Raw genomic sequence first — 19,543 nt, forward strand, 5'->3', positions numbered from 1 at the left:
CGGGGATCAGTACCTGATCGGTGCCGGGCTCCACAGCCCGCTGCGTACGGCCTCGCTGTAATCGATCTTCGCCGGGACCGCGGCGTCGTACGGGGTGTACCGCTCCAGGGCACCCCAGTCGCGGCCGATGTCGCCGGACAGATAGGTGGCGACGGTGTCGGCGCGCTGCGAGACGTTCAGCCAGCCGAGCGGTCCGCCGCCGATCGCACCCTGCCATGCCCCGACAGCGGCCAGGTCGGCCCCGGGCCGGACGCGCCACTTCGGGATCTCGGTGACGCCGGCGTGGAAGTTGAACGGTCGCTGGCACGGGACGAACAGGCCCGAGGTCCAGTCGACGTGCGTCGGGACCGTGCTGCCGACGACGTCCTGCAGGGTCCTCATCTTCGGCAGTCGGGGCGGGGTCACCGCGATGAAGTGGTCGGCGGCGAGGTCGTAGTCGGTCGCCGAGATGCGGACCGCGGTCAGGTCGTCGGGCATCGACGCGGTGTCGATGCGGACATTGCGCCACGACGGCCGCGGGCCCGGGTCGATGAGCCCGATGGAACCCGTGTTCGTGATGTCGTCGTCCTTGGCGTCGGCGCCGAACTTCTGGTCGGTGTACTCCAGCTTCAAGGCCGACGGCGGGAAGATGCCCGCCACCGACAGGGTGACCAGCGGGAAGTCCTTGTAGTCGGCGGGCAGGCGGTACCAGCCCGACGTCAGCGTGGACGGAGTCTGCTCCTCGGCGTCGTAGCTGCCGAGGACGGGCGTGCGTGCCGGGTCGAGTTCGAAGGGGAGTTGCGCATGGCTGCCGTTGACGCCGGGGCGAGCGGTGACGCCGCCGCCGGTGCCGCCGCTGTTGGCGATCAGCAGGTCGGGGTCGATGTTCGCGTCGCGGGCCAGGACTCCCAGCGATCCGGACGAGGCCTTGGTCTGCACCTCGTCGGGGATCCCGTCCGGGGTGAATCCCGAGGTGGGGCCGCGATCGGAGTCGGGCCGCGAATGCGTCGGCGACCCCGCGAGCGGATCGGTGAGCGACCGGTCGACCGGCGTCAGGATGAACCGGCTCGGATCGGTCTCCACGAGCACGTTGTCGGCCATGCCGCACGGCTTGCCCGCAAGTGCGGCGAAGTTGGAGCGCGGAACAGAGAACGAGGAACTCTGATGGACGCCGGCCATCGCTGCGGTCGCGATCAGGAAGACCACCAGAGCGCCTGCGACGATGCCGAGCGGTGCGGCGGCGAGGACCCGGGAGGTGCCGGTGGCCGTCCGACGGAGCCGGGACGGGCTCGTCGGCGCGGGCGGCGTCGGGTCGGCGCCGGTGAACGGCTCGCGGAAGTGGAACCACAGCGCCAGGCCGAGCAGGGCCAGCGCGGCGTACAGCAGGACGTCGCCCGCGGGGACGCTGCCGATCGTCACCTGGGAGACGCCCCACGGCATGCCCCACGCGGACGCGTAGTAGTAGGAGTTGGGGGCGGTCATCGCGAGGGCGGCGACGAACAGGACCAGCGCGCCGACGATGGTGCGGTTGCGGCGAGAATGGGTGGCCTGCGCGCTCGCGGCGATGGTCGCCAGGGCGGCCAGGGCCGCCGCGAGACCGGCGAAGACGCCGAAGTGGTGGGTCCACTTGGTGGGCGTGAACATCAGGAACAGCAGCGAGCCGAAGGTGATGCCGACGATCCGCCGGGCCGGGCCCAACGCGGTGCCGGGGATCCGCGACTTCCGGATCAGGACGGCGCCCGCGATCGTCATGCCGAGCACCATCGCCAGCACCGCGAACCGGCGGGCGATGGAGCCGTCCGCGGAGAACGCGAACAGCGACGAGTAGCGGTCGATCTCGTTGTACCAGTTCAGCGACGGTCCCAGCGCCGTCTTCATGGCCGAGGCCTCGCTGAACGCGCTGAGCGTCAGCTTGGAGAACACGACGAAGATCACGAAGGTGCCCGCCGCGACGATGGGCGCCAACAGGGCGGCATACGCGGCGGTCGCGCCGCGACCGGTGAGGGAGTCGACCTCGATGGCGCGGCGGCGCAGCGCCAGGAACATCGGACGGGCGCCGGCGACGAGGGCCGCGACGGCGAGGACGCCCGTCGGGCCGGCGGCGATGCTGAACGCACCGGCCGTGCAGGCGACGGCGGCGGGCAGCAGGCGGCCGGTGGCGATGGCGCGCTCCACCGAGCACCAGGTCAGCAGGGCGCCGAGGCAGATGATCGGCTCGGGGCGCAGGCCGTTGTTGAACGGGAACCAGGCCACGAGGAAGACGGCAGCCGCCGTCCACGGAACCGCCGCGCGGATACGGGCCGCACGACCGATCCGCGGAAGGACCTCATGACTGATGATGAGCCAGCTGATGATGCCGCAAGCCAAGGCGGGCAGTCGCATCCACGGGCTCGCGACGGTCACGTGGCTGAGCAGGCCGAAGACCTCGTAGTACCAGCCGAACGGAGCTTCCGGCGCACCGAACCAGCGGAAGTAGTTGGCGGTGTAGTCGCTCTGCTGCGCCACCCGCGACATCGTCATCAGGTAGCCGTCGTCGGAGGTGTTCGGGCCGATCATGTGCCAGACGGCCAGGAGCCCGATGACGGTGTAGTCGCGGGGGTTCAATCGCCACCAGCGGGCCGGGAAGATGCGCCGGTGACCGCGGCGGTCGGTCGCGTCGAGCCGGGCGAGCGCGGCGAGGGAGATCAGGGTGCAGAGCACGCCGATGATGATCGCCAGCCACTTCAGGATGGTGGGCGCCGTGGTGTAACGGGAGTCGATCGTCATGTGCGCCCGCAAGCCGGGGAGTGCGGCTGCGGGACCGGTGAGCTGGGTGAACAAGCCGGTGACCTGCGGTCGCTGGTCGCCGCCGGGGACGTTCTCGTCGCCGGTCTTCGCCTTCAGCGGGTCGCCGGCGGAATCGGTGAGACCGACGAACTCGGCGGACACGGCGTCGGACGTCGCGCTGATCCGGAGGCTCCGGCAGTCGCTGGAACGGACGCGGTCGAGCGGTGCCGACAGGATCGGGATGTTACGGGTGACGACCTCGACGGTCGGTGTCGCGGAGGTGGTGACGCGGGCGAACAGCCCGCGGTCCGTGGCGTCCGGGGCCGACGGCGACGTCGTCGACAGCAGGATGGTCTTGCCCGGCGGGAGCGTGTCGACGGCCCGGCACGGGATGTCGACGTCGAGGTCGATCGGCGTGTACGAGAACAGGGGTGCCGACACCGAGCCGACCGTCCCGTTCTGCGGCCAGCTGACCTGCGCGACCGTCTGCGTCACCGGCATCAGCGGCGTCGCGAGAGCCAGCAGAGCGCCCAGGATTCCGGTGATGATCGCGGTTATCTGGGCCCGACGGACGGAGAAGGCTGGCACAGGTCGTCATCCTAGCTGCAGCGATCCTGACATCCGCCGGTACGCGGGCGCGGACCCGGCCGGGAGCGGTCCCGGCCGGGCGCACGCGGTCAGGCGAACGGCGAGTCGGCCAGCGGTTCGAGCGGCGTCACGTCGCGTTCGGCGAGATGGGCGGGTCTCGGCGCGGTGCCGCCGTACGGTTGCCGCGGTGCGTTCTCGACGCTGTTGAACACCAGGAACAGGTTGGCGCGCGGATACGGCGAGATGTTATTCCCCGACGCGTGCATCGAGTTCGCGTCGAAGAACAGACCGGCTCCCGCGGCGCCGGTGAACTGGTCGATGCCGAACTCGTAGCCCAACTCGGTGATCACCCGCTCGGACGGCACCCCGACCCGCTGCTGCTGCAACGACTCCCGGAAGTTGCCGTCGGGGGTGCTGCCGATGCAGGGGACGAACGTGCGGTGGGCGCCCGGCATCAGCATCAGGCCGCCGTTGAACGCGAAGTTGTCGGTCAGCGCGATCGACAGGCTCACCGTGCGCGGTGCGGGCAGGCCGTCCTCGGCGTGCCAGGTCTCGAAGTCGGAGTGCCAATAGAAGCCGCTGCCTGCCATTCCAGGCATCGCATTGATCCGCGACTGGTGGACGTACACCTCGGATCCCAGGATCTGACGTGCCCGGTCGAGGATCCGCGGTGTGCGGGCGAGGGCGTCGAACACCGGGCTCACCCGGTGGACCCGGAAGATGGAGCGGATGGCTCCCGAACCGCGTTCGCGGATCAGCAGGTCGCTGTCGGCGAGCGTCGGATCAGCGGCCATCCGGTCGAACTCCGACCAACAGCGCTGCACCTGCGTCGGGGTCAGCAGTCCCTGCTCGATGTGGAAGCCGGTGCGGTCGTAGGAGTTCAGTTCGTGCCGTCGGAACGGCCCGGGACGGGCGCCCCACACCGTCGGGTCCGGGCGCGGCAGCGTGTCGGCAGAGTCAGTGAAGTCGGGTTCGAGTCGCGACGGGTAGCGATCGTGAACGGCCTCATAGGTACTGCTCGGGGTGGTCAAAGGAATCCTCCCTCCGTGATCGGCGGGCCGGACGGCCCGCGTCGTGGACCACCTCCACCGTTACCAGGATCGGCGAGTCGGGGCGTCCGACGACGCGTCGGTGGAGACGAGTCCCACATCGTCGGCAGTAGAGTTCCAGGCATGTCGACCACCGAAGCGTCACCACTGCCGATCCTGCTGCTCAACGGTCCCAACCTGAACATGCTCGGGACACGACAGCCGCAGGTCTACGGATCCGACACGCTCGACGACGTCGTCGCACTGACGGAACGGACCGCGGCCGCGCACGGGCTGGCGGTCCGTGCGCTGCAGACCAATCACGAGGGCGAGATGATCGACGCCATCCACGCCGCCCGGGGCGCGGTGAGCGGGATCGTCATCAACCCCGGCGGTTGGACGCACACCTCGGTGGCACTGGCCGACGCGCTCGTCATCCCGGAGGTGCCGATCATCGAGGTGCACATCAGCAACGTGCATGCGCGGGAGGCGTTCCGGCACCACTCGTACATCTCGCCGATCGCCGCGGGCGTGATCGTCGGCTGCGGGATCGACGGCTACGCCTTCGCCGTTCAGCGGCTGGCTGGGCTCGTCGGTGCTACTCGTCGGTAGCCGCTGACCTGCGCGTTGCCCGAAACGGCTGCGGTGTGCCGTAAGGTGGAGTAGTCGGAGCGTGTCCACCGGGCATGCTCGTCATTCGGCGCAGATGCGCCGTGCGTCGTAGAACGCCTCCACGCAGACCCCGGATCTCTCGCGGGTGCGTCGAACTTTCATACGGCGAACCGACACGCTCACCCCGCGCGTGTTCGCCACCTGATCTGCCCCACGGTGCTTCGCCGCGCGCAGACACTGCATGTAAGGCTGATGTCCCTCATGACCACATTCGCTGATCTCGGCGTGCCCGCACCCATCTGTGATGCGCTGGCCGCCGACGGCAAGGCCGCCCCGTTCCCGATTCAGGCCGACACCCTGCCCGACACCCTCGCGGGTCGCGACGTCCTGGGTCGCGGAAAGACGGGCTCGGGCAAGACCCTCGCCTTCTCGATCCCGCTCGTCACCCGTCTCGCCGAGGCGGGCGTCCGCCGCAAGTCCGGCCGCCCCACGGGCCTCGTGCTGTCGCCGACGCGCGAGCTCGCCACCCAGATCGCGACTGCGATGGAACCCCTCGCGACGGCCGTCGGCCTGCGCGTCACCACCGTCTTCGGCGGCGTCAAGCAGACCCGCCAGGAGTCCGCGCTGCGCGCAGGCGCCGACATCGTCGTCGCCTGCCCCGGTCGCCTGGAGGATCTGATGCGGCAGCGCATCATCAGCCTCGACGACGTCCAGATCACCGTGCTCGACGAGGCCGACCACATGGCCGACCTCGGCTTCCTGCCCGTGGTCACCCGCATCCTCGCCGCGACCCCCGCGGGCGGCCAGCGGATGCTGTTCTCCGCCACCCTGGACAACGGCGTCGACAAGATCGTCAAGCGCTTCCTCTCCAAGCCCACCACGCACTCGCTCGACGAGGCCACCTCGCCCGTCGCCAAGATGACGCACCACGTGTTCCGCGTCGCGTCGACCACCGAGAAGACCGCGCTGGTGCGGGAACTGGCGTCGGGCACCGGCCGCCGCATCCTGTTCACCCGGACCAAGCATCAGGCCAAGAAGCTCGCGAAGAAGCTGACCGCCGAGGGCATCCCGGCCGTCGACCTGCACGGCAACCTGTCGCAGTCGCAGCGCGACCGCAATCTCGCGGCGTTCGCCGCCGAGGACGGTGCCAAGGTGCTCGTCGCGACCGACGTCGCCGCCCGCGGTGTGCACGTCGACGACGTCGAACTCGTCGTGCACGTGGACCCGCCGGCCGAGCACAAGGCCTACCTGCACCGTTCGGGCCGTACCGCGCGCGCCGGGCACACCGGCGACGTCGTCACCGTCTGCCTCCCCGAGCAGTGGGGAGATCTGCGCAAGCTGCTGCAGAAGGCCGCCATCAAGGTCCCCGGCCAGCAGGTGACCGCGCAGTCGGCCGTCGTCGACGAGCTCGTCGGCGAGCGCGCGCCGTACCGCGAGGCGCCGGTCGTCGCTCCGCCGCAGCAGCAGCCGAAGAAGCAGGGCCAGGGTCGTCGCCGTCCGGCGAAGTCGGGCGGTCGTTCCGCCGGTGCGGGTGCCGGTCGTTCGGGCGGCGGTCGTCGCGGAGGCCAGGGACGCGGTCGTTCCGGCGGCGCCTCGAGCCAGAACGAGCACCGCGGCAGCGGTCGTCCCGCGGCCAAGCCCGTGCACACCTCGTCCAGCCCCAAGGCGGAGGCCGGTGCGGGTGCGCCCCGCCGTCGTCGTCGTTCCAGCCGTCCCGCGGGTGCGCCGCGCGGCTGATATTGCCGCTAGCAATATTTGCGTCCCCGTGACGCCGCTCCGAGGGCAAATAGCCCTCGGCGGGTGCTCACGGGGACGCAAATGTTTGTTGAGCGATGCCCGGTGTCAGCGCGCGAGCGCCTGCTCCACGAACGTCCTCATCCGGCCGCACAGCATGGGGCCGTGGCCGGGCATCAGGATGACGGCATCCAGGTCGGCGAGGGCCGCGACGGCCGCCTCGTTGGCGGCGACGTCATGGGTGAACGTGTGGTCCAGGCACTGCGGACCGCGATGCTTGGTGGTCGGATGAGCGCTGATCAGCGCGTCGCCGGAGATCAGGAGCTCGCCGTCGCCGACCAGGAACGCGCTGTGGCCCCGCGTGTGACCGTGCGTGGGGACGGCGACGGGGGAGCCGGGAAGCGCCGAGAGGTCGCCGAGCGGCTGGGTGTCGCCGATCCCCGACTTGTCGAGCGCACCGAGGCGCACGACGCCCTGCAGCCACCGCATCACGCGGGGCCGGTAGGCGATCGGCGCGAGGGTCGACGCGTCGGCCTGCTCCAGGAACTCGCGTCGCGCGTGCGGGACCTCCGCGGGGTCGGCGTACACCGGGAACGACCGCGTGCGGCCGATCTGCGCCAACCCGCCGAGGTGATCGATGTGGGCGTGGGTCAGGAGCGCAGCCTGCACCTCCGACAGGTCGCTGCCGACGCGGCGAAGCGACTCGGCGACGGCACCCGCGTGTCCGGGGTAGCCGCCGTCGACCAGGGTGATGCCGTCGTCATCCTGCAGGATCACCCAGTTCACGTACTTGGTGTGCACCAGGTGGGTCTTCGCCCGGCCGTGGTCGATGGTGGTGATATCGAGGTCCGCCATGAGATCAGCCCTTCCGGACGACGAGGACGAATGGTCCGACCTCGGTGACCTCGAAGGCGGGATCATCGAAGGCGGTCGGCTGGAATGTCACCGTATAGCGCTTCACGTTGGGATCGTTCGGATAGACGTCCTCGGCGAGCCGCAGCGTGTAGCCGTCGGGGCTGTACCGGAAGACGAAGACGTTCGGTGCCCGCCACCGGCTCTGCTCCAGATTCGCGAGCATCTCCTGCGGCGTCGTGGCCTTCGACCACTTCTCGATGGTCGCGGCGCGCTCGGCGAACTCCGCGATCGGATTGGCATAGTGCGAGGTCAGTCCCTGGAAACCCCAGTACGGGTACACGGAGAGGAAACCGAAGTCGGCGGTCAGGACCACGTTGTCGGTCGGCGGCCTGCCGGTCTGCTCGCGGATCAGCTCGTCGAGCTTCGGGTAGTACGACTCGGCGCCGGGCGCATGCTGGTCGGCGCGTGCGCCGTAGCCGTCGGTGTCGGTGTACGCGGTGGTGATCTCCGTGGCGAGCGCTGCGGGGATGTGCTGGGCGACGGCGATCGCCGCCACCGCGCCGATCACGCCGATCACGGTGCGGATGTCGCCGAAGCGCTTGACGGCCTCGCGGCTCAGGGCGGCGACGCCGAAGACGCCGGCCGCGGCCAGCACGGCGGTGGTGACCGGCTCCAGCCGGAACGAGAGGAGGGTGGTGCCCTTCGCGGTGAGCGCCAGGGACAGCATGGTCAGGCCGACGATCCCGACCAGCGCGCAGACCATCGCCATCGCGACGGTCCGCTCCTTGCATCGCAGGAGCACCCACACGAACCCGACCAGGCACAGCAGGCCGATCAGGCTCAGATGGAACATCGGGAGCGCGAGGATCGAGCCGGCCTCGGGCAGGTAGTGCTCGGCGCTGCCGCTGACGGCGGCGTCGGTGCGGACCCGCTCCATCAGGTACGGGCCCCAGGTGATCAATGCGACCAGGCAGGCGAGGCCGCCCATCACGGCCAGGCGGACGGCGACGGCCAGGATCCGTGGCACCCGCTCGGTGCGCAGTGCTTCGGGCCGGGTGCTGCTGTTGCGAGGCAGCAGCCACGCCTGCACCGCGTAGACCAGGGCGATCAGGATCGCGGTGCCCGCGAAGAGAGCGGTGAAGAGTGTGTAGAAGGTGGCGGAGGCACCGAGGAAGACGCCGCTCGCGATCACCGCGAGCCAACTCGTCTGCCGCAGCGGAGTCGGACCGTCGGCCAACCTGGAGCGGCCGCGGAGCGCTGAGGCGATGACCACCAGCATCGGAACGCCGACCAGGATCAGCACCGCCGAATAGGGCTCGGGGGAGGCGTACTGCAGGGTCACCAGAGTCACGGCGACCGAGATGCCGGTGCCGAGGCCGACGCCGACCATTCGGTTCCACAGGGCGGCACCGAGCGCGGCGGCCGCCGCGAGGGAGACGATCGCCCACGGCTTGTAGGCCTCCCAGCCAGGCATGCCGAGCGCGTTCGCGAACCGACCGCCCAGCCAGAACCAGCTCGCCGGATAGTACGGCGACAGGTCCGGGTAGGTCATGTCGGCCAGATGCCAGGTGGACGTCAGACGCGTCAGGTACTCGGTGCGGAACTGCTGGTCGACGCTGAGCCCGAACAGGTACAGCTTGGTCGCGGCGAGCGGCATCCCCAGCGTCACCGTCACCAGACCGGCCGACGCGAACGCCGACAGCAGCGACGGCAGCGTCCGACCGCGCCCGTAGCGCGCCCACACCACCGCCGCGACCGCGGCGAGGACGACCACGGCCTGCCCGAGGGTGGTGACCGCGCGGGTGACGTTGGACGTGTTGAACGCCGGCCACCCGATCGCGCCGATCACCTTCAGACCGACGAGGGCGAGCACCGCCCCGCCGACCAGGGCACCGCCGAGTTCGACGGCGTCGCGGGCACGACCGCCCAGGCGCGACCGCGCTGCGGGGCCGGGCCGGTCGGACGCGGTGGAATCAGTGGTGGCGGGAGCGGGTGTCTGCACCGGAGATCAGATGGGGAGCTTGCGGAACACCGGGCGCGGGATGTGCCGCAGCACCATCATGATGAAGCGGAACGGTCCGGGGACCCAGATGACGTCCTTGCCCTTGTCGACCGCGGCGACGGCCATCCGCGCCACGTCCTCCTTGTTGACGGTCAGCGGGGCCTCGGCGACGTGCGCCGACAGGCGGGTGCGGACCTGACCGGGGCGGATGACGAGGACGCCGATGCCCTCGGGCCGCAGGGCGTCGCCGAGGCCGAGGTAGAAGCCGTCGAGCCCGGCCTTGGTGGAGCCGTACACGAAATTGGAGCGGCGGACGCGCTCACCGGCCACCGAGCTCATCGCGATGATCTGACCGTGGCCCTGCGCGCGGAACTTCTCGCCCAGCAGCACGCCGACCGAGACGGCGGCGGTGTAGTTGATGTTGGCTTCGAGGACGGCCAGCTTCTGGTCTTGCCAGGCCTGCTCGTCGTCGCCCTGGATGCCGAACGCGACGATCGCCACGTCGATGTCGCCGCCGGCGAACGCCTTGTCGAGGACGTCGAGGTGCGTGTCGGTGGCGAGGGCGTCGAAGTCGATCTGCTCCACCGATGAGGCACCGGCCGACTTCATCAGCTCGACGGCGGCGTCGGCGGTCGGATCGCCGGGGACCGTGGCCAGGACGATGCGCATGGCGCCCTTGGTGAGGTACTCGGACGCGATGGCCAGGCCGATCTCCGAGCTGCCGCCCAGGATCAGGATGGACTGAGGAACGCCGACGGCGTTGAACATGTGAATCTCTTTCGTCTGCGGTTCGGGCAGGTGCGGTTCAGGGGTGACGCGGGGTCAGACCAGCTCGAGGCGGCGACCCATGTCGGACATGAACACGTGGTTCGGGTCCACGCGGCGGCGCGTGGCGATCCACTTGTCGATCTCCGGGTACATCGCGTGGAAGGTCTCGGCGCTGGTCCGCGAGTCCTTCGCGGTGTAAAGGCGGCCGCCGATCGACATGACGCGCTGGTCGAGCTCGCGGACGAACTCGTGCAGCCCGCGCTTGATCGGGAAGTCGACGCAGATGTTCCAGCCCGGCATCGGGAAGCTCAGCGGCGCCTGATTGCCCTCGCCGAACAGCTTGAAGACGTTCAAGAAGCTGACGTGTCCGGACGCCTGGATGTCGTAGATGATGCCCTTGAACTCTTCGACGGCCTCGGGCGGAACGATGAACTGGTACTGCAGGAAGCCCTTCGATCCGTAGGCGCGGTTCCAGTTCCCGAACAGGTCGAGCGGGTGATAGAACTGCGTCAGGTTCGCGATCTTGCCCTGGTAGTTGCCGCCCATCCGGTAGTAGGCCTCGCCGACCATCGAGAAGTTCAGCTTGTTGGCCAGGCCGTTCGGGAAGATGTCCGGGAAGTTCACCAGCGTGGGGGCGTCGAACTTCAGCGGGTCCTTGGCGAGCTTGTCGGGCAGCTGATCCAGGGTGGCGAGGCTGCCGCGCGAGAAGGTGCCGCGCCCCAGACGGGGCGGCTTGCTGATGGCGTCGAACCAGCCGGAGCTGTAGGTGTAGTTCTCTTCCGAGCCGTCCATGTGCAGCGCGATGGTCTCGTCGAGGCTCTTGGTGACCGAGCCGTCGGCGATGAAGTACGCGGTCTCGGTGTGCGTCATCTTGATCTTGGCGCGCAGGATGATGCCGGTGAGGCCGATGCCGCCGACGGTGGCCCAGAAGATCGACGCGTCGGGGTCGTCGCTGCTGCCCTCGGGGGTCAGCGTCAGGATCTCGCCCGACGCCGTGAGCAGGTGGATCTCGACGACGTGGTTGCCGAAGCTGCCCGCGCTGTGGTGGTTCTTGCCGTGGATGTCGCAGCCGATGGCGCCGCCGACGGTCACCTGGCGGGTGCCCGGCAGGACCGGAACCCACAGGCCGTGCGGGAGGGCGATGCGCATCAGGGTGTCGAGGTCGACGCCGGCGTCCACGTCGACGACGCCGGTCTCGTCGTTGATCTCGTGGATCCGCGTCAGCTGGGTCATGTCGATGGTGAGGCCGCCCGAGTTCTGGGCGTTCTCGCCGTACGACCGCCCCAGCCCGCGCGCGATCACTCCGCGGCGCAGGTAGCTCGGCTTGTCGGCGTTGTCGTCCGCCACGCGCGCCACCGCTTCGGCGATGACCTCCGGGTACGGGGTCGACAGGACATGCCCTTCGATCGGCATGGTCCGGCCCCAGCCCATGAGCTTGCGGGTCTCGATCGGGAGTACAGCGTTGTTCGTCATCGGTGTAGAGACTACTCGTCGGTCACCTCTTTCCACGTCTGCTTGCACCCGGTCTGTGGTCGGCGGCACTCGGAATCCTGGGCCGTGCGGCGCGCCGCACGGACCCGGGATGTCCGCCGGGTGGTCTACATTTCTTTACGGGGACTTGAGAAGGGAAGCCATGATCGTCGTCGGTTACTCGGCCGGATCGTTCGGGCGGGCGTGCCTGGAACAGGGCATCGTGGAGGCGAAGCTCCGCGACACGGATCTGCTGGTTATCAACGCCGTCTCGGACGCTCGCGGGCAGCGCGTCGCGGAGCCCGAGGAGATGGTCGACGCCGAGAACCGTCTCGCGGCGTCCGGTGTCCGGTTCCGGATCTCGCAGCCCATCGGTGCGAACCCCTCGGAGGAGCTCCTCACCGCGATGGACGATCCCGACGCCGAGATGCTGATCATCGGCATGCGCCGCCGCACTCAGGTGGGGAAGCTGCTGCTCGGCAGCACCTCCCAGTACCTGCTCGTCGAATGCCGCAAGCCGGTTCTGGTCGTGAAGCCGACCGATGCGCATCGGCGCGACGAGACGGAGGCTCCGGCCGAGTAGGCCAACACGGCCCAGGCGCGCTCACCGCATGATGCGCGCCAGGAACGGCGTCGAGTCCTTCATCGAGGCCAGCACTGTCCCGGAGTGGTCCTGTGTCGGGTAGACGTGCAGCTCCACCGGCTGTCCCGCGGCCCGCATCTGCGCGTACAGGGACAGTGCCGACGGCGCGGGGACGTCCATGTCCTTGAGGCCCTGGCCGAGGAAGATGGGGCGGTCGTAGCCGCTGTACGGGGTGCTCATGTACTCGACCAGTGCCCGCTGGACGCCGGGGATCGACGTGACGGGCTTGGCGAACCAGGAACTGATCTTGTCGCCATCGACCACTGTGCGCATCTCGGCGTAGCAGCGAACCTGTGCCTGCTTCAGGACGCGACGTCCCTCGGCGGTGAGGATCGACGTCGGCTTGAGGTCCGGGCGGGCGTCGGAGAAGCCGGCCCAGATGTACGACGCGTACACGTTGAGTCCGGTCGGCAGGGCGACAGGCGGGAAGGCCGGGCCGGCCTGCCACACGATGTGCTCGATGTTGGCGGGGGTGCCGGTCGCGACCACGCCGCGGTAGTCGAGGCCGGAGCCCTTCGAGAGGGCGGTGGCCCAGCGGGCGCCGTTCAGCGCGGCGCCGGCGCCCTGCGACTGTCCGACGATCGCCCATCGCTTTGACAGCGGCAGGCCGGTGTGCGACGCGGCCTTCACCGAGTCGACGATCGAGTGCGCGGCCACCCTGCTGCTGAGGTAACTCATCAGGCCGGGCGTGCCGAGGCCCGCGTAGTCGGTGGCGACGATCGCGTAGCCCTGATCGAGCCAGTGATCGAGGTAGGCCATGTCGCGGTCGCTGCGGGGGAGGGCCGACGGTGTGCAGTCGTCGCCGAGGCCCGTCGTGCCGTGCGCCCACGCGATCACCTTGTGACCGGTCTTCGGGGCGGGACGCTTGGGCAGGAAGATCGCGCCGGTACTGACGGCGGGCTTCCCGTGGACGTCGGTGGTCGCGTACAGGATCCGGTAGGCGCTGCCGGCCCGCGGCAGGGAGATCGACCGGTCGAGTGGAGTCTTCGCGAGCAGGGTGCCCGGCGCGCCGATCGGGCCGCTGTAGTTCCGGGTGTCCAGCCCCGACCACACCGGTGCCGCGGTCGCCTCGTCGGCGTGGGCGACGGGTGCGGTCGCGCTCACCAGCCCGGCGGCCGTCGCAGCAACGGCGACGGCGGCCAGGGAACGCTTCAGACGCAGATTCCAGGTACGACGCATAAGCGAAGGCTAGGGCACCGGACCTGTGTTTCGGGACGCATCGGCGATCGACGGCACAGGTCTTGCACCGCGTACCGGTTACGCTGGCACGGTGTCAGACAAGCCTGTGAACGCCGATCCCGCGCACCCCGGCGACCATCCCGAGCACGAGGACTTCCGGACGCGTCACGCTCCGATGCCGTTGGAACTGCCGCTCGACGACGAGGAGGCTTCGACCGACGTCGACCTGAAGACCCAGGTCACGCGGTTCATCCTGACCGGCGGATTCTCGGCGATCTTCGACTTCGGGCTCACCTTCCTCCTTCAGGAGGTCTTCGGTGCACCGTTCTGGATGGCGAAGGCCGCGGGTTTCATCCTCGGCACCACCATCGCGTATCTGCTGAACCGGCGCTGGACGTTCCGCGCCGAGCCCAGCACGGCGCGCTTCATCGCCGTCGTCGTCCTGTACGCGATCACCTTCTTCGTCAACATCGGCCTCTACAACTGGCTGATGCACACGTGGGGCACCGCGTTCATCGCCATCGTCCTGGCGTTCTGCATCGCGCAGGGCGTCGCGACCGTCATCAACTTCGTCGTGCAGCGCGCGGTGATCTTCAAGATCCGGTAAGTGACCGCCGCCTGAAAACGCTTACGCCGTACTTCTGACCCACATGCTGGGCCAGAAGTACGGCGTAAGGGTCTGTGCGAGAAGCGTTACGAGAACTGGACGGTCGCGGTGCAGCGGCCGAAGACGCGCTTGCCGTTCAGCGACGCGCCGAAGGTGATCATCGCGGTCTTGTTCTCCGGGTTCAGCGACTTGACCTTGGCCGTGTACTCGACGACGGCGGGCGCGTCGGCCGGGATGTACACGGGGCTGGTGAAGCGGGCGCTCATGTCGAGGAACGCGGCGGGGTCGCCGACGAACGACGTCAGGTACCCGGATGCGGTGCCGAGGGTCAGCATGGCCTGCGCGACCACGGTGTCCAGGCCGGCCGCCTTCGCGACAGCATCGCTGTGGTGGATCGGGTTCGGGTCGCCGGAGACGCCGATGTAGTTGATGACATCGCCGCGGGTGAAACGCTGCTGCCGGGTCGGCAGGGACATGCCCTCGCTGAGCTCGTCGAACGGGATCGTCGTCCACGGTCGGTCCTCGCGTACGGGGATCTCGGCGCGCGACGACGGCACCAGCGGGTCCACGTGGCTGTCGGCACCGCTGAAGATGACCTGGTCGACGATCTCGTCGAAGTCGTCGGGGAGGCGGCCCGCGTCCTCGCCCGGACCGGCGAGGGATGTCCACGACTCCTGCAGGACGCCGCGGTTCACCTCGCGGACCAGGGTCTTCACCGTGAACAGGTCGGCGCCGGCGACGGTGCGGTACGTCTCGAGGTTGACGTCGCAGTACAGCTTGTCGCCTGCCTTGATCGGCTTGTGGAAGGTGAAGCTCTGATCCACCTGCAACACACCGGACTTCAACAGGTTGCCGGGGATGTGGTCCTCCAGCAGTTGGGCCTGCGACTTGGTGCCCATGATCGCGACCATCGTCAGCGGAGCCAGCAGAGCGTCGTGGCCGCCCGCGCGCGACTTCTCCTCGTCCCAGTGGAACGGGTTGTCGTCATGCAGGGCACGCGCGAACTCGCGAACCTTCTCGCGTCCCACTTCGTAGTAGTCGGCGGTCGTGAAGACTTCGCCGACCATCGCAGAGATCTCGTCTGCGCGAGTCATTTCACCGCTGGTCATTCAGTCAACGTACCTGACGTGCGATGGAGCATATTTAACGGGCCGTTTCCCGATGGGAAATCCTCACCCGTTGACTTTCGAGATCACATGCTCCCCGAAGCGCTCGATATTCGTGATCTTCGTCTCGACGGGCTCCGTGTCCTTCCCGAGGATGTACGGCAGGCGGAAGCCGACGATCACGTCGGTGATGCCCTTGTCCTCAAGGCGCTTGCAGCCGTCGACGGTGTAGGCGTCCATCGAGATCACGTGGATCTCGAACGGGTCGTTCTCCTTGCCCTCAGCCTTGCGGATCGCCGCCAGCTTGTCGAGTAGGGCATCCAGCTCTTCGGGGGCGCCGCCGCCGTGCATCCAGCCGTCGCCGCGTTGCACGGCGCGCTTCAGTGCAGCGTCCGCGTGGCCGCCGACCAGCAGGGGGATCGGTTCCGACGGCGTCGGGCTCATCTTGATCTTCGGGATGTCGTAGAACTCGCCGTGGAACTCGAAGTAGCCCGGCGACGTGAGGCCGCGGATGATGTCCATGCACTCGTTCATCCGCTTGCCGCGTCGCGCGTAGTCGACGCCCATGATGTCGTAGTCCTCGCGCCACGGGCTGGTCCCGACGCCGAGGGCGAGACGGCCTCCGGTCAGACAGGCCACCGACGCGGCCTGCTTGGCGACCAGGGCCGGCGGTCGGACGGGGAGCTTCAGGACGAACGGCAGGAAGCGGAGGGTGGTGGTCACCGCACCGAGGGCGGCGGCCTGGATGAAGGTCTCGATGAAGTCCTTGTCCTCCAGGAACTCGCGGCGACCGTCGGGGGTGTACGGGTACACCGAGTCGGACTCCTCCGGATAGGCCAGGGAGTCGGGGATCGTCATCCCGGCGAACCCGGACGCCTCGGCGGCCTGTGCCAGCGCGGGGTAGTAGGTGAAGTCGGTCATCGCTTCGGCGAAGGTGAATCGCATGAGGGCAACACTAGAACACGTTCTAGAAAACGTCACGCGAAACCGTACGGCGTGGCACGAGACCGCTACGGCCCCTACGGTCGCTCGAAGCGCTCCGAGCGGCCCAGCTTGCGCAGACGCATCCACTCGCGGAAGCCTGCGGCGTCGCGCTGCTGCACCAGGAAGTACCAGCCGAACCGCGCGTACTCCTGGGGGAGGAGCTTGCGCATGCCGGGCTGGCTCATCAGGTAGCCGCGGTTGCGGTAGGTGAAGAAGCGCTTCACCTCGTTGTCCGGGTACTGGGTGTGCATGCGGCCGCCGAGGATCGGGCGGAACTCGTCCGTCCCGTCCGGGTGCAGGTACGCCGTGGTCAGGCAGGTGCCGAAGCCGATGCCGGATCGGACGAGGCGACGGTGCATCTCCACCTCGTCGCCGCGGAAGAACAGGCGCAGGTCGGGGACGCCGATCGCGTCGATCGTCTCCGAGGAGAACAGTGCACCGTTCATCAGCGACGCGATGCCGGGCAGCAGATCGTTGTCCGCGCCCTGAGCCTCGTCGTCGGCGAACAGCTCCGATCGCTTACGCCGCCAGACCAGGCCGCGTCGCAGGGGGAACGCGAGGTCGTCGGGGGAGGCGATGTTCACCACGACGGGGGACACCTGTCCGAGTCCGTGGTGGTCGGCACACGCCAGCAGCGTGGACAGGACCTGCGGTCCCTCCGGTCGGCCGTCGTCGTCGGCGCACCACACCCAGTCGGCGCCCAGTGCCAGGGCGTGAAGCATGCCGAGCGCGAACCCGCCCGCGCCGCCGAGGTTGTGCTGCGACGGCAGATAGGTCGTGGGGATCGGCTGGTTCGCGACCAGCTCGCCGACCTCGGGTTCGGCGGCGTTGTCGACGACGATCAGGTGATCGAGCGGACGGTCCTGATTCGACAGGACCTTCAGCGACTCGGCGAGCAGTTCGCGCCGCTTGTGCGTGACGACGACGCCGACGATCCGCCGACCGCTCATGCCCTGCTCTTCCGTCACGCCTTGTCCGCCTCGAGTTCGGCGAGCACCTTGCGGACGCTCTGGGCTGCTTCGGGGCCCTCGTACGCGCCGACCACTTCTTCGATGCCGCCGTCCATCCGCACCTTCCCGTGGTCGATCCACAGCGCGCGGTCGCACAGCTGGGCCAGGAACTCGTTGGAGTGGCTGGCGAAGACCAGGATTCCGGAGCGCTCCACCAACGCCTGCAGGCGGGTGCGGGCCTTCTTCATGAACTCGGCGTCGACGGCGCCGATGCCCTCGTCGAGGATCAGGATCTCCGGGTCGATCGAGGTGACGACGCCCAAGGCCAGGCGCACGCGCATGCCCGTCGAATAGGTGCGCAGCGGCATGTTGAGGTAGTCGCCCAACTCGGAGAACTCGGCGATCTCGTCGGTCTTCTTCAGCATCTCGCGCTTGCTCATGCCGAGGAACATGCCGCGGATGACGATGTTCTCGTATCCGGAGATCTCCGGGTCCATGCCGACGCCGAGGTCGAAGACCGGGGCCACGCGGCCCTTGACGCGGCACGATCCCTGCGTCGGCTCATAGATGCCCGCGAGGAGGCGCAGCAGCGTCGACTTGCCCGCGCCGTTGTGTCCGACGAGGCCGACGCGCGCGCCGTGCTCCAGGTGCAGGTTGATGTCGCGGAGCGCTTCGACGACGACGGTCTTCGAACTGTTGGCGCCGATGACGCCGCCCGCCGCACCCAGGACGGCCTTCTTCAGCGAGCGCGTCTTGGCGTCGAAGATCGGGAAGTCGATGCCCGCATCCCACGTGTCGACACGGATGTCGGTTGATTTGGTCATGTTCTCCCTCTAGACCCAGTACGGCACGCGCGAGCGGAAGTTGCGCATCACGAACATCGCGGCCAGCCAGCCGAGGGCGGTGCAGCCGATGACGATGATCCAGTGATGCAGGGCGACGGGCTCGCCCATCAGCGGTGCGCGGGCGATCTCCAGGTAGTGGTACATCGGGTTCAGCTGGGCCAGCTTCGCGCGGTCGGACACGCCGCCGCTGATGTCGGTCAGCGACTTGGTGGTCCAGATGATCGGCGTCATGAAGAAGACCAGGCGGATCATGGTCGACAGCAGCTGGCCGATGTCGCGGAAGCGCGTCGACATGATGCCGAAGACGATCGTCACCCACACCGCGTTGAGGATGTACAGGCCCATCGCGGGGATCACCAGCAGCACCGACCAATCGAGCGGGGGTCGGAACACCGCGAAGATGATCACGTAGATCACCACGTTGTGCGCGAAGATGATCAGGCTGCGCCACACGTTGCGGTACACGTGGATGCTCACCGGCGCGGGCAACTGTTTGATCAGCCCCTCGTTGGTGGAGAAGACCACCGAGCCGTCGAGGATCGTCGTCTCGATGAAGCCCCAGAAGATGAAGCCCAGGGTCACGTACGGCAGGAAGTACTCGATGTCCATGTGGAACAGCGCGCCGTACAGGATGCCCATCGCGACGGCGGTGACGCCGGTGGCGATGGTGATCCACAGCGGGCCGAGAACCGAGCGCTTGTAGCGCTGCTTGATGTCGGTCCACCCGAGGTGCAACCACAGTTCACGGTTGCGGAACCCGTCGGCGAGATCCTTGAAGCCCCGGGCGAAGGTCTTCGAGTCCGAGGTGGGCGGTGCGGGCGGGATTCCGCCGTCATTGACTACGGCTGACACAACGCCACAGCATACAAGCGGTTCAGAGGTACTGGCCCGTGCTGTGCCCGTCCTGTGGCGAAGCTCCCGGCGGCAGCGCGCCCTGACGCATCTGCTCCAACTGGTTCCGCGCGGCCATCTGCTGGGCGAAGAGCGCGGTCTGGATTCCGTGGAACAGGCCCTCGAGCCAGCCGACGAGCTGGGCCTGAGCGATCCGCAGTTCCGCGTCGGACGGCGTGGCGTCGTCGGAGAACGGCAGCGCGAGTCGATCGAGTTCCTCGCGCAGCTCCGGTGCCAGGCCCTCCTCCAACTCCGAGATCGACGTGCGATGGATGTCGGCGAGTCGGTTGCGGCTCGCATCGTCCAGAGGTGCCGCCCGGACCTCTTCCAGCAGCTGCTTGATCATGGTGCCGATGCGCATCACCTTCGCCGGCTGCTCCACCATTCCCGCGACGTCGTGCGGATGCTCCGCGCCCTCCTCGCCCGGGGTGCCGGGCAGGATGATCGAACCGTCAGCGGGCTGACCGAACGAGGGGTCCGAAGGGTTACCGGGGTCGCCCGGCGTGGCCGAGCCGAACATGGCGGGGTGCATGTGA

At 68.6% G+C, this 19,543-nt stretch carries 17 protein-coding genes; 4 read left to right on the forward strand and 13 right to left on the reverse strand.

The window, feature by feature from the left end:
- Window positions 1–6 precede the first annotated feature (6 nt).
- Window positions 7–3,333, reverse strand: a complete 3,327-nt coding sequence (locus tag ACH46_RS01240) for an arabinosyltransferase domain-containing protein (RefSeq protein WP_062391336.1) — start codon at window positions 3,331–3,333, stop codon at window positions 7–9.
- 89 nt (window positions 3,334–3,422) lie between these two features.
- Window positions 3,423–4,364 (reverse strand): ectoine hydroxylase, encoded by a 942-nt coding sequence (gene thpD, locus ACH46_RS01245; protein ID WP_062391337.1) that lies wholly within the window; start codon window positions 4,362–4,364, stop codon window positions 3,423–3,425.
- A gap of 141 nt (window positions 4,365–4,505) precedes the next feature.
- Here thpD and aroQ point away from each other — a divergent pair, with 141 nt between their 5' ends.
- On the forward strand, window positions 4,506–4,973 hold the full coding sequence (gene aroQ, locus ACH46_RS01250) for a type II 3-dehydroquinate dehydratase (RefSeq protein WP_062391338.1): 468 nt from the start codon (window positions 4,506–4,508) through the stop codon (window positions 4,971–4,973).
- 261 nt (window positions 4,974–5,234) lie between these two features.
- Entirely contained in the window at window positions 5,235–6,710 is a 1,476-nt protein-coding gene (locus ACH46_RS01255; RefSeq protein WP_062391339.1) for a DEAD/DEAH box helicase, read from the forward strand.
- Between the two features lie 105 nt (window positions 6,711–6,815).
- Here the strand turns inward: ACH46_RS01255 and ACH46_RS01260 are convergent, their stop codons facing one another.
- The 4 genes from ACH46_RS01260 to ACH46_RS01275 are packed head-to-tail and all read right to left on the reverse strand — an operon-like array spanning window position 6,816 to window position 11,805.
- Window positions 6,816–7,562 (reverse strand): MBL fold metallo-hydrolase, encoded by a 747-nt coding sequence (locus ACH46_RS01260; RefSeq protein ID WP_062391340.1) that lies wholly within the window; start codon window positions 7,560–7,562, stop codon window positions 6,816–6,818.
- A gap of 4 nt (window positions 7,563–7,566) precedes the next feature.
- Window positions 7,567–9,564: an arabinofuranosyltransferase gene (locus ACH46_RS01265; protein ID WP_062391341.1), complete on the reverse strand. Its 1,998-nt coding sequence runs from the start codon at window positions 9,562–9,564 to the stop codon at window positions 7,567–7,569.
- Between the two features lie 6 nt (window positions 9,565–9,570).
- The gene (locus ACH46_RS01270) at window positions 9,571–10,332 is read right to left on the reverse strand and encodes a decaprenylphospho-beta-D-erythro-pentofuranosid-2-ulose 2-reductase (RefSeq protein WP_062391342.1); all 762 of its coding nucleotides are present in this window, start codon (window positions 10,330–10,332) and stop codon (window positions 9,571–9,573) included.
- A gap of 54 nt (window positions 10,333–10,386) precedes the next feature.
- A complete protein-coding gene (locus tag ACH46_RS01275) occupies window positions 10,387–11,805 on the reverse strand; it encodes an FAD-binding protein (RefSeq protein WP_062391343.1) in 1,419 nt (472 codons plus the stop codon).
- A 160-nt stretch (window positions 11,806–11,965) separates the two neighbouring features.
- On the opposite strand from ACH46_RS01275, the gene ACH46_RS01280 reads away from it, so the two are divergent.
- Window positions 11,966–12,385, forward strand: coding sequence for a universal stress protein (locus ACH46_RS01280; protein WP_062391344.1), 420 nt, complete (start codon window positions 11,966–11,968; stop codon window positions 12,383–12,385).
- A gap of 21 nt (window positions 12,386–12,406) precedes the next feature.
- On the opposite strand, the gene ACH46_RS01285 is transcribed toward ACH46_RS01280, so the two are convergent.
- Window positions 12,407–13,624, reverse strand: coding sequence for an alpha/beta hydrolase family protein (locus ACH46_RS01285; protein WP_062391345.1), 1,218 nt, complete (start codon window positions 13,622–13,624; stop codon window positions 12,407–12,409).
- Between the two features lie 106 nt (window positions 13,625–13,730).
- On the opposite strand from ACH46_RS01285, the gene ACH46_RS01290 reads away from it, so the two are divergent.
- Entirely contained in the window at window positions 13,731–14,231 is a 501-nt protein-coding gene (locus ACH46_RS01290) for a GtrA family protein (RefSeq protein ID WP_417935288.1), read from the forward strand.
- A gap of 86 nt (window positions 14,232–14,317) precedes the next feature.
- On the opposite strand, the gene ACH46_RS01295 is transcribed toward ACH46_RS01290, so the two are convergent.
- The 6 genes from ACH46_RS01295 to ACH46_RS01320 form a co-directional block, all read right to left on the reverse strand.
- The gene (locus ACH46_RS01295) at window positions 14,318–15,340 is read right to left on the reverse strand and encodes a fused (3R)-hydroxyacyl-ACP dehydratase subunits HadA/HadB (protein ID WP_062391346.1); all 1,023 of its coding nucleotides are present in this window, start codon (window positions 15,338–15,340) and stop codon (window positions 14,318–14,320) included.
- 63 nt (window positions 15,341–15,403) lie between these two features.
- The gene (locus ACH46_RS01300) at window positions 15,404–16,282 is read right to left on the reverse strand and encodes a TIGR03619 family F420-dependent LLM class oxidoreductase (RefSeq protein WP_062391347.1); all 879 of its coding nucleotides are present in this window, start codon (window positions 16,280–16,282) and stop codon (window positions 15,404–15,406) included.
- A gap of 74 nt (window positions 16,283–16,356) precedes the next feature.
- Window positions 16,357–17,271 (reverse strand): galactofuranosyltransferase GlfT1, encoded by a 915-nt coding sequence (gene glfT1 / locus ACH46_RS01305; protein ID WP_062394816.1) that lies wholly within the window; start codon window positions 17,269–17,271, stop codon window positions 16,357–16,359.
- 14 nt (window positions 17,272–17,285) lie between these two features.
- Complete coding sequence (gene wzt / locus ACH46_RS01310; RefSeq protein ID WP_062391348.1) at window positions 17,286–18,095, reverse strand: galactan export ABC transporter ATP-binding subunit Wzt/RfbE; 810 nt, start codon at window positions 18,093–18,095, stop codon at window positions 17,286–17,288.
- Between the two features lie 9 nt (window positions 18,096–18,104).
- Window positions 18,105–18,968 carry a galactan export ABC transporter permease subunit Wzm/RfbD gene (wzm, locus tag ACH46_RS01315; protein ID WP_062391349.1) on the reverse strand — a complete coding sequence of 288 codons (864 nt, stop codon included), beginning with the start codon at window positions 18,966–18,968 and terminating at the stop codon, window positions 18,105–18,107.
- Window positions 18,969–18,990: 22 nt separating this feature from the next.
- Complete coding sequence (locus ACH46_RS01320; protein WP_062391350.1) at window positions 18,991–19,539, reverse strand: bacterial proteasome activator family protein; 549 nt, start codon at window positions 19,537–19,539, stop codon at window positions 18,991–18,993.
- Between the last annotated feature and the right edge of the window lie 4 nt (window positions 19,540–19,543).

The organism is Gordonia phthalatica, from assembly GCF_001305675.1.
Taxonomy (GTDB): domain Bacteria; phylum Actinomycetota; class Actinomycetes; order Mycobacteriales; family Mycobacteriaceae; genus Gordonia; species Gordonia phthalatica.